16 protein-coding genes are annotated in these 16504 nt (G+C 59.2%); 7 read left to right on the forward strand and 9 right to left on the reverse strand.

The genetic code is table 11. The annotated features are described in order from the left end of the window. Positions 1–355 precede the first annotated feature (355 nt). From cyoD to ACFOTD_RS34120, 5 genes are all read right to left on the reverse strand, one after another. The gene (gene cyoD, locus ACFOTD_RS34100) at positions 356–697 is read right to left on the reverse strand and encodes a cytochrome o ubiquinol oxidase subunit IV (RefSeq protein ID WP_378124457.1); all 342 of its coding nucleotides are present in this window, start codon (positions 695–697) and stop codon (positions 356–358) included. Between the two features lies 1 nt (position 698). Continuing rightward, the gene (gene cyoC / locus ACFOTD_RS34105; RefSeq protein ID WP_378124458.1) at positions 699–1319 is read right to left on the reverse strand and encodes a cytochrome o ubiquinol oxidase subunit III; all 621 of its coding nucleotides are present in this window, start codon (positions 1317–1319) and stop codon (positions 699–701) included. Then, positions 1319–3277, reverse strand: a complete 1959-nt coding sequence (locus ACFOTD_RS34110) for a cbb3-type cytochrome c oxidase subunit I (protein ID WP_378124459.1) — start codon at positions 3275–3277, stop codon at positions 1319–1321. Before ACFOTD_RS34110 ends, cyoC begins: the two co-directional genes overlap by 1 nt. A 13-nt stretch (positions 3278–3290) precedes the next feature. Then, on the reverse strand, positions 3291–4298 hold the full coding sequence (gene cyoA, locus ACFOTD_RS34115) for a ubiquinol oxidase subunit II (protein ID WP_378124460.1): 1008 nt from the start codon (positions 4296–4298) through the stop codon (positions 3291–3293). A gap of 266 nt (positions 4299–4564) precedes the next feature. Continuing rightward, positions 4565–4804 (reverse strand): hypothetical protein, encoded by a 240-nt coding sequence (locus tag ACFOTD_RS34120; protein ID WP_090116116.1) that lies wholly within the window; start codon positions 4802–4804, stop codon positions 4565–4567. A gap of 341 nt (positions 4805–5145) precedes the next feature. On the opposite strand from ACFOTD_RS34120, the gene ACFOTD_RS34125 reads away from it, so the two are divergent. Together ACFOTD_RS34125 and ACFOTD_RS34130 are read left to right on the forward strand one after the other, a co-directional pair. Next, entirely contained in the window at positions 5146–5478 is a 333-nt protein-coding gene (locus ACFOTD_RS34125; protein ID WP_378124462.1) for a hypothetical protein, read from the forward strand. Beyond that, on the forward strand, positions 5475–6386 hold the full coding sequence (locus ACFOTD_RS34130) for a DUF4097 family beta strand repeat-containing protein (protein WP_378124463.1): 912 nt from the start codon (positions 5475–5477) through the stop codon (positions 6384–6386). Before ACFOTD_RS34125 ends, ACFOTD_RS34130 begins: the two co-directional genes overlap by 4 nt. 109 nt (positions 6387–6495) lie before the next feature. Here ACFOTD_RS34130 and ACFOTD_RS34135 read toward each other — a convergent pair whose 3' ends face one another. Further along, positions 6496–7155, reverse strand: coding sequence for a YfbR-like 5'-deoxynucleotidase (locus ACFOTD_RS34135; RefSeq protein WP_378124464.1), 660 nt, complete (start codon positions 7153–7155; stop codon positions 6496–6498). A gap of 251 nt (positions 7156–7406) precedes the next feature. Next, the gene (locus tag ACFOTD_RS34140) at positions 7407–7748 is read right to left on the reverse strand and encodes a winged helix-turn-helix transcriptional regulator (RefSeq protein ID WP_378124465.1); all 342 of its coding nucleotides are present in this window, start codon (positions 7746–7748) and stop codon (positions 7407–7409) included. A 154-nt stretch (positions 7749–7902) separates the two neighbouring features. On the opposite strand from ACFOTD_RS34140, the gene ACFOTD_RS34145 reads away from it, so the two are divergent. Genes ACFOTD_RS34145 through ACFOTD_RS34160 form a run of 4 tightly spaced genes read left to right on the forward strand, consistent with a single transcriptional unit; the run spans position 7903 to position 12282 of the window. Then, positions 7903–9465 carry a spore germination protein gene (locus ACFOTD_RS34145; RefSeq protein WP_378124466.1) on the forward strand — a complete coding sequence of 521 codons (1563 nt, stop codon included), beginning with the start codon at positions 7903–7905 and terminating at the stop codon, positions 9463–9465. Continuing rightward, on the forward strand, positions 9458–10648 hold the full coding sequence (locus tag ACFOTD_RS34150; protein WP_378124467.1) for a Ger(x)C family spore germination protein: 1191 nt from the start codon (positions 9458–9460) through the stop codon (positions 10646–10648). Before ACFOTD_RS34145 ends, ACFOTD_RS34150 begins: the two co-directional genes overlap by 8 nt. Next, entirely contained in the window at positions 10645–10854 is a 210-nt protein-coding gene (locus tag ACFOTD_RS34155; RefSeq protein WP_378124468.1) for a hypothetical protein, read from the forward strand. The genes ACFOTD_RS34150 and ACFOTD_RS34155 overlap by 4 nt, the downstream gene beginning before the upstream one ends. 39 nt (positions 10855–10893) lie before the next feature. Continuing rightward, positions 10894–12282 (forward strand): GerAB/ArcD/ProY family transporter, encoded by a 1389-nt coding sequence (locus ACFOTD_RS34160; protein WP_378124469.1) that lies wholly within the window; start codon positions 10894–10896, stop codon positions 12280–12282. A gap of 61 nt (positions 12283–12343) precedes the next feature. On the opposite strand, the gene purT is transcribed toward ACFOTD_RS34160, so the two are convergent. Next, the gene (gene purT / locus ACFOTD_RS34165; protein WP_378124470.1) at positions 12344–13504 is read right to left on the reverse strand and encodes a formate-dependent phosphoribosylglycinamide formyltransferase; all 1161 of its coding nucleotides are present in this window, start codon (positions 13502–13504) and stop codon (positions 12344–12346) included. A 147-nt stretch (positions 13505–13651) separates the two neighbouring features. Continuing rightward, positions 13652–14896, reverse strand: a complete 1245-nt coding sequence (gene fabF / locus ACFOTD_RS34170; protein ID WP_378124471.1) for a beta-ketoacyl-ACP synthase II — start codon at positions 14894–14896, stop codon at positions 13652–13654. Between the two features lie 241 nt (positions 14897–15137). Here fabF and ACFOTD_RS34175 point away from each other — a divergent pair, with 241 nt between their 5' ends. Continuing rightward, the gene (locus ACFOTD_RS34175) at positions 15138–15980 is read left to right on the forward strand and encodes a helix-turn-helix transcriptional regulator (RefSeq protein ID WP_378124472.1); all 843 of its coding nucleotides are present in this window, start codon (positions 15138–15140) and stop codon (positions 15978–15980) included. Positions 15981–16504: the final 524 nt, after the last annotated feature.

Genomic DNA, 16504 nt, shown 5'->3' on the forward strand with positions numbered 1-16504 from the left:
CAATGCTTCCTTAACAATTCTAAGCCGTGCTTCTTCCTTTAACCTTTTTCCCATCCCGCTCATCTCCCTCATCCCTAGTTTAAAACATTGTAGGGGGGGACTCCAATTTGATTAGGGGGCCTAGGAGCATTTGCAGGCTTTACATCAAGTATCGCCGGTCGACAGAAAATACATGTACATATGCAGGCTTTGCGACCCGTTAACATCGAAAAGCATCAGCACGCCAAAAGCGCGCTTACCTGTCACGAATCGCCGCCGAATTTGCGATGTCTGAACTATATATAAAAGCGAAAGAGCAGCCCGACGGGCTGCTCCCTCACTTTCTATACGGTGCTCCGCAGTTCCCGCGAGGGAATCAGTGCGCCACCATATTGTACTTCATGATCCAGATGGAGCCTGCCACGATCGTCACGACGATGACGAGACCGAGCAGCAGCGTCATCAGGTTGTAGCGCGGCTTCTTCTCTTCCTTCAAGTGCATGAAGAAGAACAGCTGCACGACGAATTGCAGGACGGCCGTCACGAGCAGGACGACGTCGGCGGCGTTGCCGGTGACGATATCGTTCAGCACGAGGATCAGCGGAATCGCCGTCAGAATGAGCGACAGGACGAAGCCGAGCACGTACGACTTGAGCGAGCCGTGGGACTCGTGCGCGTCCGCGCCGTGCGAGGCGTGCGTGTCATGATGCTGCGCCATCTTACCTCACCCCCATCATGTACACGATCGTGAAGACGAAGATCCAGACGACGTCGAGAAAGTGCCAATACAAGCTGATGTTGCCGATCTTGCGCTTGGTCACCGGCGTGATGCCGCGCTTGGCCACCTGCAGCATCAGCGCGATCATCCAGATCAGGCCGATGGAGACGTGGATGCCGTGCGTGCCGACGAGTGTGTAAAAGGCGGACAGGAAGGCGCTAGTCGAGATCTTGGCGCCCTCGTCGATCATCTTGAGGAATTCGGTTACTTCGAGCGTGATAAAGGATGCGCCCAGCAGCGCGGTGACGATCAGCCAGCCGATCAGGCCCTTCTTGTCGCCCCGGTTCATGGACAACACGGCCAGACCGCTGGTGAAGCTGCTGGTCAGCAGGATAAACGTCTCGGCGATAACGCCCGGCATCTCGAACAGCTCGGCGCCGGTCGGGCCGCCCGCCGTGCTGTTCATGAGTACGGCATACGTAGCGAACAGCGTGCCGAAGATAATACAGTCGGTAATGATGAAGATCCAGAAGCCCATCGTCCGAAGCGCTTCGAGGTCGTGATGGCCGTCATGGCCGTGATCGTGGTCGTGCGATGATTGATTAGCCGCGACATGCGCCATTAGACAACCCTCCCCGCTTGGGCTTCGGTCTTCTTAATCTCGTCGACCGTTACGTAGTAATCCGTGTCGTAGTTAAACGAGTGATACAGCATCGTAGCCGCGATTCCGATCGCGCCAGGCACGATCAGCCACAGCCAGTCAAATACGAAGCCGAAGCCCAGGATAAACCAGAAGAGGGACATGACGATCGGCGTACCCGAATTTTTCGGCATGTGGATCGGCTCGTACTTCGGCGGCGGATCCTGGACGCCCTTGGCGGCCAACTCCTTGCGGCGCCACCAGTCGTCTCTGCCTTCGACCTTCGGCGTGATCGCGAAGTTGTAGAACGGCGCCGGCGAAGGAATCGACCACTCGAGCGTACGGCCGCCCCACGGATCGCCCTTGACGCGCTCCATGAATTTGATGCTGTGCAGAATCTGCCACACCTGGAACAGGAACCCGATCCCCATCAGGAAGCCGCCGATCGTGGAGACGAAGTTCCAGCTCCACCAACCGGTGTCCCAGCTGTATGAGCTGACGCGGCGCGTCATGCCCATGAGGCCGAGCACGTATTGCGGCATGAAGCAGACATAGAAGCCGATGTTCCACAGCCAGAACGCCCATTTCCCAAGCTTATCGTTAAGCTTGAAGCCGAACACCTTCGGCCACCAGTAGTACAGGCCCGCGAAGTAACCGAACACGACGCCGCCGATGAGCACTTGGTGGAAGTGCGCGATCAGGAAGTAGCTGTTGTGGAACTGGAAGTCGGCCGGCGCGACGGATAGCATGACGCCGGTCATGCCGCCTACGACGAAGCAAGGAATGAAGGCCATCGTCCACAGCATAGGCAGCTCGAACGTAATTTTCCCCTTGTACATCGTAAACAGCCAGTTGAATATTTTGACCCCTGTCGGGATCGCGATGATCATCGTCGTGACGGCGAAAAACGCGTTGACGTTCGCGCCCGAGCCCATGGTGAAGAAGTGGTGGGCCCACGTGAAGAACGAGAATATGCTGATGCTCATCAGCGCGAACACCATGGAGCCGTAGCCGAACAGCCGCTTCTTGGAGAAGGTGGCTACGATCTCCGAGAATATGCCGAACGCCGGCAGTACGACGATGTAAACTTCGGGGTGACCCCACATCCAGATGAGGTTGATGTACATCATCGGATTGCCGCCCATGTCGAGCGTGAAGAAGTGGGCGCCGAAGTAACGGTCGATGAAGAGCAGCGCCAGCGTCACCGTCAGAATCGGGAACGCCAGGATAATCGTCACGCAGCTCGAGAGCACCGACCAGGTGAACATCGGCATCTTCATGAGCTTCATGCCCGGCGCGCGCATCTTCAGAATCGTGACGATAAAGTTGATACCGGTCATCAGGGAGCCGATACCCGAGATTTGAATGCCCCAGATATAGAAGTCCTGCCCTACGCCGGGACTGAACATCTTCTCGGACAATGGCGGATAGGCCAACCAGCCGGCCTCCGGCGAACCGCCGATGACGAACGAGACGTTAAACAGCATCGCGCCCATGAAGAACAGCCAGAAGCTCAGGGAGTTCAGCAGCGGAAACGCGACATCGCGTGCCCCAATCTGCAGCGGTACGGTCAGGTTAAAAAGACCGAACATCAGCGGCATCGCCATAAACAAAATCATAATGACGCCGTGCGTCGTGAAAATATCGTTATAGTGATCGGGCTTCAGGAACTCCATGCTGTCTGGCAGCGCCAGCTGCGTCCGCATGAGCAGGGCGTCGACGCCCCCGCGGAACAGCATGAGCAGCGAAGCGATGACGTACATAATGCCGATCCGCTTGTGATCGACGGTCGTCAGCCATTCGCGCCATAGCCATCCCCAGCGCTTGAACGCGGTGAGCGCGACGACGATGGCGACCATCGTCAGTCCGATCGCGACGTCGGCGCCGTAGATGAGCGGGTCCCCAGTCACGAAGAAATCGGATAGCTTGGTAATCTTCAATCGGGTCCCCTCCTTAATGTTGATGCGCGGCGCCGCTATTGCCCGCGTCGGACATATCCATATCGCTCATGTCCATCTTGCTCGTATCTTGGCTGGCCTGGTTGTCCGCGGCGGCGGCTTCGTCCTTGGACGAAGCCGCTTCGCCGCCGTGATGATGGCCGGATTCGCCTGCCACGACGTATTTGTTGACGATATTATCGAACATGCCGCTCGGGAAGGCGGAGAACGAACGCACCAGCGAGGTCGCCGGCTGCGCGAGCTCGTTGTAGCCTTCTTGGCTCATCGCCGGATACGATTGCTTGACGTCCTGCACCCACTTGTCGAAGTCGGCCTGCGACGTCGCCTTGGCGTTGAAGGTCATCTTGCCGAAGTATTCGCCGCTGAAGTTCGCGCCCGTGCCGAAGTAATCGCCCGGTTCGTCCGCGATCAGATGCAGCTTCATCGCCATGCCGGACATCGTATAGATCTGGCCGCCCAGCTGCGGAATCCAGAACGAGTTCATCGGCGCGTCCGCGGTCAGTTGGAACTGAACCGGAACCTTCTCCGGGAATTGCACGTAGTTAACCGTAGCGATGCCTTGTTCCGGATAGAGGAACAGCCACTTCCAGTCCAGCGCGACGACCTGGATCGTGATCGGCTTCTCGTCGGAAGCGAGCGCCTTGGAAGGCTCCAGCTTATAGCTGTATTGAACGGTGACGATCGCGATCAGCAGAATGATCAGGATCGGAATGCCCCACCAGACGGCTTCCAGCTTCGTGCTGTGATCCCACTCCGGCTGGTACGCTTCTTTCTTTCTGCTCTTCGCCCGGTATTTCCAGGCGATCCAGAACGTCAATATAAGGACGGGCACGATAATGATGAGACACAGCCCCGTCGTGATGTAGATGAGATCAAGCTGATGCTTGGCGATCTCCCCTTTGGGATTAAGAACGACTACGTCCGCACATCCCGACAGCAGGAACGTCATCAGCGCCAGCGGCAGGAACGCCGCCGCCCGCAGGAACCACCCTTTATACTTCATTTGCTCACACTCCTTGATTGCGGCTTGGCGCCGGGCCTGCGGCTGCTCTCGTCAGAGCTCCGCGCTATGTCATTAACATATCAAAATCCGGAGGCCACGGCGCTGCTGTTAACAAATGCGTCAATGTTTGTTTGATATTTAGCAATAAATTGTTCACCATTTCGACCTTTGTTCAAACAATTGCAACAAAAAAACTGCCTCGCGCGGAGAAGTCTCTCTGCGCAGGCAGTCTTTGGGTTGTATTCGATCCTAGAAGCGATCTCGTATCAGGCGAGATCCTCGACCTTATCAAGCCCTTCGGGCTCGAGATCCGACTTCTTCATCATCAGCGGCGCGGCTACGCCGAACAGCAGAATCTGCAGGCCGCCTACAAGGAACCCGATGCCGATCATCAGTCCGAGGTTGCCGTCGTTAAATTCGTTCATATTCAATGCGCTGCAAATCACGCCAAATGCAATAATAACAGCTGCCGTCCATTTCAACGCGATCGTCATGTCTTTTCTCATCAAGAACAGCTCCCTTCACTGGAAACGCTATCTGTGAACATTCTATCACAGAATTGTGACAAAATATAGTCTAAAACCGCCTAGTTTATAATTTCTCCTGCGCAGGCCGGCTTCGATTCAACTTTCAAGCTGCATCACGCTCGTCTCCCTTTTTACCCGGCCGAAAAGGCTTCCAAACGAATGTCCCCCGCCAGGTCTCGCAGATGCCAACTCTCCCCTGGACCTGAGGCGGAGCCGCGGTCCAACCGGCGTCTGTTTCCTGACGCGCGCGTTCAATTTATAATGAAGCGGCAGGCTTGGAATTATGCAGGCCGCTTAACGTACAGAAATGGGGAACAAATGTGAACGACAACAGATCGGCCAATCCGGCGGCGGTCCTGCTGCTCTGGCTGCTTGGCATCTTTGCCGTCCCGCTCGGGCTCGCGCTGTGGGCCGTACTATCCGCCCTGGCCGCGGCCAACATCGCGCTGATCGCCGCTCCGGCTGCAGTGCTGCTGGATTGGACGATTAACGGCGACCGCTACCCCGCTGCCTTGTTCGCAAGCTTGGCGGTGACGGGCCTCGGCATGCTCGCCGCGCTCGGCACGATCGCTGCATTTAAAACCGGCATTCGCTTAACGGCCGGCGGGCTGGCCTGGTCCGCCCGCATTAGGAAAGGAAGGGCATCATTATGAAAAAGGTATCCTGGGTGACGATCGCGATCGGCCTCATTCTCATTGGCTTGGGCGGCGCGGCCTATTACAAGTTCCACTTCGCGGAGCCGCTGGCGGCTCATTCGCAGACGTGGACGTTCGACGAAGGGGAGCTCCGGGCACTCGAGATCGACGGGGAAGCGAAAAGCCTGGACGTACGCTTCGTCGCGAGCGCGGACGGCAAGAATACCGTCACCCTGAACGGCGACGAAGAACAAGACGTTATCGACAGGCTGTCGGACGCGACCGTGCAGAACGGCAAGCTCAAGCTCGACCTCAATGCCAAGAGCAGATGGTTTAACCTGGACTTCGACTTTGGCAGCCACAAGCAGACGATCGTCGTCGCGCTGAGCGGGACCGGCCGGCTGGACGACGTCACGATCAAGTCGGACGCCGGTTCCGTGACCGTGGACGGCCCCCAAGCGCAGGAGATCGGTATCCGTTCGGACTCGGGCTCGCTTCGGGTCTCCAATATCTCGGCAGGATCGGTCGACCTCAAGTCCGATTCCGGTTCGGTTAAGCTCAGCGCCATTCAGGCGGAGCAGTTGAAGGTAAAGACGGACTCGGGCAGCATCCAGGCCGACGGCGTGAGTGCCGACTCGACGGTCTCCTCGGACTCCGGCTCGGTCAAGATCGCTTCCTTGACCGGCTCGGCAACGATCAAGACCGATTCCGGCAGCGTCCGGTTGTCCAAGAACGATACCGCCTCGGCCGATGTCTCCACGGACTCCGGCAGCGTGCGCGTCGAGCTGCCCGCCGCCTTTGCCGGCCACTATGATCTTCGCTCGGACTCCGGTTCGATCCACGCCCCGGATTCCCCCGGCCAGACTACCGACACCATTAAGGTGCGTACGGATAGCGGCAGCATACGGGTAGAAACCGCTGAATAAAGCAATAAACGATAAAAGCTGCACGCCAGTCATGATTAGGACTGGAAGTGCAGCTTTTATTTGCAATCAAGAGATCGGTGCAACAAGCGCGGCATGAACGCTGTCGGCATCAGGCCGTATACGGCTGCGACGGCGACGATGCAGACGCCAGCGCTTCCTCGGTAATCTTGCGAATGTCGACGGGGGACATCGACTCCTCGCTGACGAGGTCCGGCAAAATGCTGTCGAAGAAATAGTCCACGCATTTGAGCGGTATGCTGCGAATCTTAAGGAGCGCATGGCGGTACATCGAGACGAATTCCTTTTCCGTGTTGCCCCGCTGAAGCTCGGAGAACGCCTCGTACACCTGGTCAAGCTTGTCGGCCGCCTCCAGAATCAGTCCCTCGATCGACTGGTCTTTGCCTTCCCGCAGCTGTTCCTGGAAGATCGCCTTGAACTCGCGCGGAATATGCTCCTCGATAAAATTATGAATCATGCCCTCCTCGACGCGCTGCAGCAGCGTGCGCAGCTGCATGGAGGAATGCTTGACGGGCGTCTTGATGTCTCCGATAAAAATTTCTCCGTAATCGTGGCTGCTCGTAATCCGGTATAGCTTTTTCCAATCGATGACCGCGCCCTGCTGCTCCTCGATATCCGCGAAGGTTTTGGCATACTGAACGACCTTCCAAGAGTGCGCAGCGACGCTATGTTCCTCGAACTTGAATTTGCCGGGGCAGCGAATGATCCGATCGAGCACGTCCAGCGATCTGAAGTAGGCATGAATTCCCATAGCGGGCTCTCCTTTTGTGATCGGCGATTGTCCGGCTTTGCGTAAATAATATCGGGCCGCAACTCTATTGTAGCCGGACGTTGTAAAGCCTGAATTAACGGAGCGTTAAAACGCCGGTTCGTTTATGAACGCAGCATGCGAAGACGGGCCAAAAACATAAAAAACCGCGATGCGTCGGCGCATTCGCGGTAACTCGGTTGGTTCATGCAGGCGTCAACTCCGTCAACGGGACGGGAGACGCATTCTTTTTGTCAGTGCATGGCCGTCTGGTGGCCTTCGCCCCATTCCTTCAGCATCAGGATGACGGGCACCAGCGTGCGGCCGTAATCGGTAAGCCGGTAGCCGATCTTGGGCGGGGTCTCCTGATAGACGATGCGCTGAACGAGGCCTTCGCGCTCCAAATCCCGCAGCTGCAGCACCAACATACGCTGCGTAATGCCGGGAATCATCCGGCGAAGCTGATTAAACCGGGCTTCCTGCTGGATGAGCTGATAAAGAATGACGCCCTTCCACTTGCCTCCGATGACGCTCATAGCCGTGCCGACGGGGTTGGTTGCCGTTTCGTTCGCTTCGAATTTAACTGTTTGCAGCATGATGGTGCCTCCTATTTTCGGTGCTCGGCAATTTATATACTCCTTTTATATCAGATGTTACTGAACAAATTCTGAAAAAGCCTGCGGATGCGAAGATTGGCTTCGTTGCATACTATTGACAACAATTCGCGGAAAAGGAGGCGGCGACACCCGCATGCTCAAACGTCTGATTCGGGCCTGGCTCCAGCATTCGCTCCATGGACGACCGTCCGGAGGCGCGCCGGGCGGCTTCGGCACGCGAACTGCCGCGCGAGGCGGCGTCCGCGGCGCTTCGGGAGACCCGCTCGCCGCCCTCCTGGACGCATTCAAGCACTCCGAGGACCTGGTATGCCAGCCCGTCTCGGCGGGCGGCGTAGCCTGCACGCTCGTGTACTTCGATACGATCGTGGATAAAACTACGTTGTTCGCGCACCTGATCCGGCCGCTCCGGGAGCAGTCCTCCCTCGGAGCGAACGACTTGCTGGACGGCCTGCTGGGCGGCGCGCTCGTCTCTATTCAAGCCACCCGCTGCCGGGATGTCGATCAGGCCGTCTCGGCGCTGCTCGAGGGGCAGGCCGCGCTGATGATCGAAGGCGGACGGAAAGGCGCATGCCTGTTTCCCGTCACGCAGTACAACGACCGCGCCGTCACCGAATCCCAGCACGAGACGGTTATCGTAGGGCCGCAGGAAGCGTTTGTAGAGAACATCCGCACCAATCTGGCGCTCGTGCGCCACAAGCTGAAGCATCCCGATTTCAAAGTCGAGAAATATACGTTCGGACGGTTCACGAAAACGGAAACTTATCTCGTCTATATTGAAGGACTCTGCAATGGTGACGTGCTGACCGAGGTTAAAAAGAAGCTCGCCGCCATCGACGTGAGCAGTATACTCGGCGCCAGTTACGTCGCGGAGCGGATGCAGGACATGCCGTTGACGCCTTTTCCCACGGTCCAGTATTCCGAGCGCCCCGACACGCTTGCCGCCGCGCTGATGGAAGGACGCATTGGCATGATGATCGACGGCACGCCGCAATCGCTGATCGTCCCCGTCACCTTTTTTTCGCTGATGCAATCGGCTGAAGATTACTATCAGAATTTCTTGGCATCGACCTGGATCCGGTGGATCCGCCTGTTTTTCGTGGCGATGTCCTTCCTTGTGCCGTCGGTGTATGTCGCGGTCACGACGTTCCACCCCGAGATCGTTCCGGCCAACCTGCTTCAGACGATCACGGCGGCCAGAGAAAATATTCCGTTCCCCGCGCTGGCCGAGGTGCTCATCATGGAACTGATCTTCGAAGGGCTGCGGGAGGCCGGCATCCGGATCCCGAGGCCGCTCGGACAGACCGTGTCGATCATCGGCGCCATCGTCATCGGGCAGGCGACCGTGCAGGCGGGCATCGTATCCGCCCCGACCGTCATCGTCGTTTCCATCACGGGCATCGCCTCCTTCGTCATTCCGCACTTCGAGCTGGGCCTCGCGTTCCGCCTGCTCCGGTTCCCGCTGCTGCTGCTCGGTGGACTGCTCGGCATGGCCGGCCTCGTGACAGGAGTGTTCCTCCTCTTCTGGCATCTGGTATCGCTGTCCTCGTTTGGCGTGCCGTATATGCATCCCGTCGCGCCGCTGTCCGTGCGGGACTGGAAAGACACGTTCATTCGGATTAATTGGACGCGAATGAACTCGCGCCCCGAAGCTTACCGCAAAGTGGATGCAGCGGAAAGGCAGCGCGCCCATGAATAGGGCCGCTCGCACGATACTCGCCGTCGCACTGCTTGCCCTGCCGCTCTCCGGCTGCTGGTCCAAGATCGAGTTAAACGACCGCAGCTTCATCACAAGCGCCTATCTCGATCTGGGCGAGCGCCAGGGCGAGATCATGTTAACTGTCGGCTCGCCGCTGCCTAACCGGCTGGGATCGATCGGCAATACCGAATCCACTGCGCAGCAGGGGAAATCCTACACTTCCGTCACCGCCTCCGCACATACGATTCCGGAGGCGCTCGACAAAATCCAGAACGATCTGACGCGCAAGCTCACTTGGGGACAGACCCGCGCCGTCGTCGTCAGCGCGGACTATGCCACGCAAGTTGGCTTGCAGGATGTGCTCGAATGGGCGGCCCGCAACCCTTCCTTTCCGTTTCGAACGTTCGTCTTCGTATCGGAGGGAGACGCGCGGGATGTCATGGAACTGACGCCCGTCTACGAGAGAGCGCCGGCGGAGGTACTGCGCAAGTACGGCAATCGCAAGTTTGTCGGACAGACGACGATCAAGGACTTGGCCGTCGCCACCGCCTCCGGCGTCGGAACGTCTGTCCCGCTGCTAAGAACCGGAAAAAAACCGTTAATCAGCGAAAACAACAAAATCAGCCCGTGGACCGGCATCTCGGGTGCCGCCATGATTCAGGATTTGCATATGAAAGGCAGACTCGGAATCAGCGAGGCCAAAGTGATCAGCTGGGCGGAAGGCAATCTGGCCGGGCCGATGTACGATGTGCTGTCGGGCCAAGAGAAATTCGACTATAAGCTGAACCGGCTAAAAGCCAGCATATCGCCCGTCGTCACGTCGGCAGGCGACATTATATGCCGGATTCGACTCAGCGCAGAAGCCACGCTGGAATCGGCGGTAAGTCCCAGGGACGTCACCGATTCCGCCGAGCTGCACAAGCTGGAGGGTCAAATGAATGCGGCGATCGTCGCCGATATGCAGAACGCGCTGGAAAATTCCCAGAAGGCGAGCGCGGATATTCTGGAGTTGGGCCGCCGGCTGGAATGGCGCTATCCCCGCTTTTGGTCCCGCATTAAAAATAGTTGGGCAAACGTGTATACCAAAGACGTTCGTTTCAAAATAAAAGCCGACATTCGCGTCACCCATCTGGATGGGGAAAACCAACCGTTGTGGACCATTCGTGAGGTGAAATCGAAATGAAGGCGGCATGGCTGATCATGGCAGGCATCGCGGCGCTCGAGCTGTACCGGATTCCTTCAGGCGATAAAAAGACTCGCATTGTAACGATAGCCGTATGGGTGTTGAGCCTCGGCTACACAGGAACCGCGGTATTCGCCGATTGGTCTCCCCTGCCGGTATGGATCGTTCGAGGACTATTCGGGTGGGCCGATACAATGTTGAAGTGAAATAAAAACTAAGCTAAGGAGCTGGGAGTTGAACGAAACATGAAACCTCTTAAATTCGTTCATCTATGGCGAATATTCGCGCTGCACCTGATCGCGGCGCCGATTGTCTTTATGCTGAGCCCCATGTATGCGCTAGGCGGATATTTGGGCTGGGTCGCCATCCCGTGCGGCGGCCTTCTCAGCATGATATTCGCCTTCTTCCCCCTCCGCCTCGCCTATGGTTTTAAGGGACGGGAGTGGGCCGAGTATGGCGGCGGCATCGTCGGCCGCTTGCCCCATCTATTCTTTTCCGCAGTTGTGCTCCTTTACTGCCTGATGGTCGCTTCAATGTGCGCATCCGCCTATTCGGATCTTTTCATCTCGGTCTATCTGGAGGGGACGCCCACGCCGGTCATGCTGGGATGCTTCCTCCTATGCGCCGCGCTTGCCGCCCGGTCCGGCATTCGATCGATCGCGCTGCTTAGCGACGGCTTTTTCCTTTCCGTATTTGCGACGATGGTTCCGGTTCTGTTCGTCCTGCTATTTAAGATGAATTACGGCATGACGATCGCCCTATTTACGCATTGGGCTGCAAGCAAGCTGGTTGGCTCTACTTTTTTTGCGCTCGGCTGGCTGAACGATCTGTCGCTGCTTTTTCTGCTCGCGCCCTTCTTCGAATCCGCGCCAAAGCCCCTGCGCAAGCTCGCTTCCATGCAGATGCTGATCGTGATCGTCCTGGTCGCCTACTGGCTGTCCAGCTTGCTGCTGTTCGGCCCCAAGCTCGCAGGGAACATGGCGTATCCGCTGCTTGAAGCCGTCCGCTTTATTTCCTTTGGGGAAGTCCTGGAAAATCTCGATCCGCTCCTGATCGGCATCTGGTCCGCCACGCTCCTCATTAAGACGGCCGTCCTGCTGTTCATGGCAAGCCGTATCGCCATGCGGTATGCGCGCATCCGATCGCATCGGCCGCTGACGTTCGCCTTGACGGCTTTCGTTTTCGCTTGCGCGTTTCAGTTCTCCCGATTCCCGGCTGAATTCGGGAAGTTGCCGATGATGCCTTCGTTCCAGATGTTCACCTGGATCGTATTTTTAACACCTACGATTTATTGGACGGTGGCCAAGCTTAGGGGCAAGCTCGGCCAGGGAAAAGGGAATGCGAACGGGAGCGGCGCGGAGGGCAAGGTACGCGAGGGGAATCAGAACCGGGACCAGCAGAGTCAAGATCAGCAGGGTCAGGATCAGCAGAGTCAGGACCAGCAGAATCAGGACCAGCAGAGTCAGGACCAGCAGAGTCAGGACCAGCAGAGTCAGGACCAGCAGAGTCAGGACCGGCAGAGTCAGGACCGGCAGAATCAGGACCGGCAGAGTCAGGGTAAGGAAGACCAGAAAGAGCAGAGCCAGGAAGAACAGGACCAGGGCGAGCACCTAAACCAAGATATTGGAAATTGAAAAAGCCCCTGCCATGCCGCGAACTCGCGGCACAGCAGAGGCTTTTGTAAGAAAAGTCCGTTTATTCGCGTTCGAGCCCCAGCTTGCCGAGCGCCTCGGCAGCCCGCGAACGCGCCTCGAGCACGGTATCCGCGGCGGCCAGCGCCACGGCCATTCGGCGTCCGGGCTTGGTCACCGGCTTGCCGAAGGCGCGCAGCTGCGTATCCGGTACGGCGAGCGCCTCCGCGGCACCCGTGAGGCGATAGTCCTCCCAGGCTTCCAGCGCCTTGAGCGGACGGCTCGCGCCAGGCGACGCCAGCTTGATCTCCGGGATCGGGAGGCCGAGGATCGCACGCACGTGCAGCGCGAACTCGGACAGGTTCTGGCTGACGAGCGTGACGAGACCCGTATCGTGCGGACGCGGAGATACTTCGCTGAAGTAAACCTTGTCCTCGGCCAGGAACAGCTCGACGCCGAACAGGCCGACGCCGCCGAGGGCGTCCGTGATCGCGAGTGCGATGCGCCGCGACTCTTCCAGCTGCGGGACGGTCATCTCATGCGGCTGCCACGACTCGATGTAGTCGCCGCCCTGCTGGACGTGGCCGATGGGCGGGCAGAACTGCGTCCCTTGAGCGGTTCGGACGGTCAGCAGCGTGATCTCCGACTCAAAACGGATGAATTCCTCCACGATGACCCGCCCCTGCTGTACCCGGCCGCCTTCCATGGCGATCCGCCAGCTCTCAGCCAGCTCCGCCTCGGAGCGGCAAACGCTCTGGCCTTTGCCCGACGAACTCATGAGCGGCTTGACCACGCAAGGGAAGCCCATCGCGCGCGCAGCCTCGGCGAATTCGTCGAAAGTGTCGGCGAAGCGGTACTTGGCCGTCGGCAGGCCCAGCGTCTCGGCGGCCAGCCGGCGGATGCCCTCGCGGTCCATCGTCAGCTGCGCGGCGCGCGCCGTCGGGATGACCGTGAAGCCTTCCTCCTCCAGCTTCACAAGCTCGGCCGTCGCGATCGCTTCGATCTCCGGCACGATCAGATCGGGCTTCTCGCGCAGGATCAGCTCCCGCAGCGCTTGCTTGTCCAGCATGTCGATGACATAGCTGCGGTCGGCCACATGCATGGCCGGCGCGCCTTCGTACCGGTCGACGGCGATCGTCTCGGCACCAAGGCGTTGCGCCTCCAGAATGACCTCTTTGCCCAGTTCGCCCGAACCGAGCAGCAGCAGCTTTTTCGTATGGAACATCTTCTTCATCCAGCTCCTCGCACCCTCAGATGTGCCCATTATACAACAAAATGAAGGACGGGATGAACGAATGCCGACGGCTGAAACGAGCTGTACGGCATCCGTGGTCGGCAGCCTGGCTCGAACCGGATTCGGTGCGATCTCGCATCAAACCTCGTCGATTGTACGGAGCACGATGACCGCATTGTGCCCGCCGAAGCCGAAGGAGTTGGAAAGGCCGACCTGCAGATGCTGCCCCCGGCGCGCTTCGTTCGGCACATAGTCCAGATCGCAGGCCGGATCGGCGCGATCGAGATTGATCGTCGGCGGAATAATGCCCTCGCGCAGCGTCTGCACGAGCGCGATCGCCTGCGCGCCGCCGGAGGCGCCCAGCATATGGCCGGTCATCGACTTGTTGGCCGTGACGGGCACCTCGCCGGCGCGCTCGCCGAACACTTGCTTGATCGCGAGCGTCTCCGTCGCGTCGCCGAGCTCGGTGCTCGTCGCGTGCGCGCTGACGATGTCGACGTCCGCCGGCGCGATGCCCGCGCTGCGCAGTGCGGCGCGCATCGCCTGGACCGCTCCCCTGCCTTCGGGATGGGTAGCGACCTGGTGGTAGGCGTCGGAGCTCGCGCCGTAGCCGATCACCTCGGCGAGCGGACGCGCGCCGCGCGCCAGCGCGTGCTCGAGCGATTCGAGCACGACGATGCCTGCGCCTTCGGCGAGCACGAACCCGTCGCGGTCAGCGTCGAACGGGCGGCTCGCCCGCTCGGGCTCGTCGTTGCGGCGGGACAGCGCCGTCGCGTTGGCGAAGCTCGCAAGCGACAGCTCCGTCACGGCCGCTTCGGCGCCGCCGGCGATGACGACGTCGGCTTCTCCGGCGCGGATGAGCCGGAACGCCTCGCCGATGGCCGTGTTGCCGATCGAGCAGGCCGTCACCGGCGACATTGTCGGTCCGTACGTGCCGTACCGGATGCTGATCTGCGCGGCGGCCATGTTGGCGATCATCATCGGCACGAGCAGCGGACTAACCCGGTCTGGACCGCGCTCGCGCAGCAGCGACTCGTTGTCGCTCAGCGTCCGGAGGCCTCCCGTGCCGGAGCCGACGTAGACGGCGACCCGCTCGCGGTCGGTTTTTTCCATATCCAGCCCCGCCTGGGTTATCGCCTGATCCGCCGCCGCGAGCGCGAACTGGGTGAAGCGGTCCATCCGCCTCGCTTCCTTGCGACCGAACATCGCCTCCGCATCGAAATCCTGCACAAGCCCCGCGATCCGCGTTTTGTACCCTGACACATCCATATGTTCAATCGTCCGGACGCCGGAGCGTCCCTCTGCGAGTCCCTTCCAAAACGAAGCCACGTCCGCGCCCAGCGGCGACACGACGCCCATTCCCGTAATGACCGCTCTTGCCATGCCGATCTCCTCCATCCTGTGTGCGTTGCGATAGTCCTATCATTTCACAAGCGAATATCCTAGTACAAGTTATAGGTTATACTGGTATAAGGAATACCTGAATAAAGCTTATTAGCGGTAGCTGCGACCGGATATAGCAAGATTGACATGGGGGCCAGGGCTGTCGATAAAGCAGAAAATGGTCAGACGGACGGTTACTGGGGGCTGCTAACGGAACGTTCGTGCGAAAGGACGGATCAGAATGAACAAACAGGCGCGGTTGCAGGCGTTGTCGGCCTTTTTGAAGGCGCGGAGGGCGAAGCTGTCCCCTGGGGAAGTGGGCTTGCCGGATATCGGAAGACGGCGGACGCCGGGACTGCGGCGGGAGGAGGTAGCGCAGCTGGCGGGCGTGAGCAGCACGTGGTATACCTGGCTGGAGCAAGGCCGTGACATCCAGGCTTCGCATGCCGTGCTGGAGTGCGTGGCGGAGGCGCTGCGGCTGACGGCCGACGAGCGCAGATACTTTTATTCGCTGGCCGAAAGCGGAGGCTCGTCCGCCGGGGTCGACTACGAGCGGGAAGCCCCGCCGGTCATGACGCCCTCGCTGTCGCGCGTCGTGGACGAGCTGCGGCAATGCCCGACCATCGTGTCGGACAGGCGCTGCCAGATCGTCGGGTGGAACGAGGCGGCCGTCCGCGTCTTCGCGGATTTCAGCCGGATCGCGCCCGAGGATCGCAATATGATCAGGCTCGTATTCACGCGCAAGGAGTTTCGCAGACTGGCCGTCAACTGGGAGTCGTTCGCCAGCGGCTTCCTCGCGATCTTCCGGGCCTATTACGGACAGTATGTGGAGGATGAGTGGTACGAGGCTTTTCTGGCGGAAATGAAAGCCGCCCATCCCGACTTCGAGCGCCTCTGGAACGACAGCCGGGTCAGCAGCGCGCCCGAGGTCGCCCTGGAATTCAGGCATGCCAAAGCAGGCAAGATGCTGTTCCATCTCACCTCGCTTCAGGCGCACGGCAGCGCCGATCTACGCTTGAGCGTCTACACGCCGGCCGCGGACTCGCGCACCGAGGAGAAGCTGCGGAAGCTGCTGGATGCGTAGGTGCGCTGCCGCACCTCGCGCGCGAGAGCGGCAGCGCACCTACGGCATTGATGGCGGCGTCCAATTCACGAAATAACGATACCCCGCATGTTTATTCGGACTGGGGGCGCTCACCATCATCGAATAGCGATGCGGCACATCCTTATTCCGGCCAGATACGCTCCCCGGCACCGAATAGCGATGCGACACATCCTTATTCCGGCCAGATACGCTCCCCGGCACCGAATAGCGATGCGGCACATCCTTATTCCGGCCAGACACGCTCCCCGGCACCGAATAGCGATGCGACACATCCTTATTCCGGCCAGATACGCTCCCCGGCACCGAATAGCGATGCCACTGCAGCTAGAATAAAAAGTGGACACCTACTCAAGCGAATTATGATAATAGAAATATTGAGGAGGTGTTCACTTTGGGTGAACAGCGGCAACGGTTTAACGAAGAGTTCAAACAGCGTACAGTGAAGTACATTCAGGAGCAGACGAAGTCGGTGGGGGACATTGCGCAGGAGCTGAACATTCCAG

Origin of the sequence: Cohnella sp. GCM10012308, from assembly GCF_042649185.1 — a bacterium.
Classification (GTDB): Bacteria; Bacillota; Bacilli; order Paenibacillales; family Paenibacillaceae; genus Cohnella.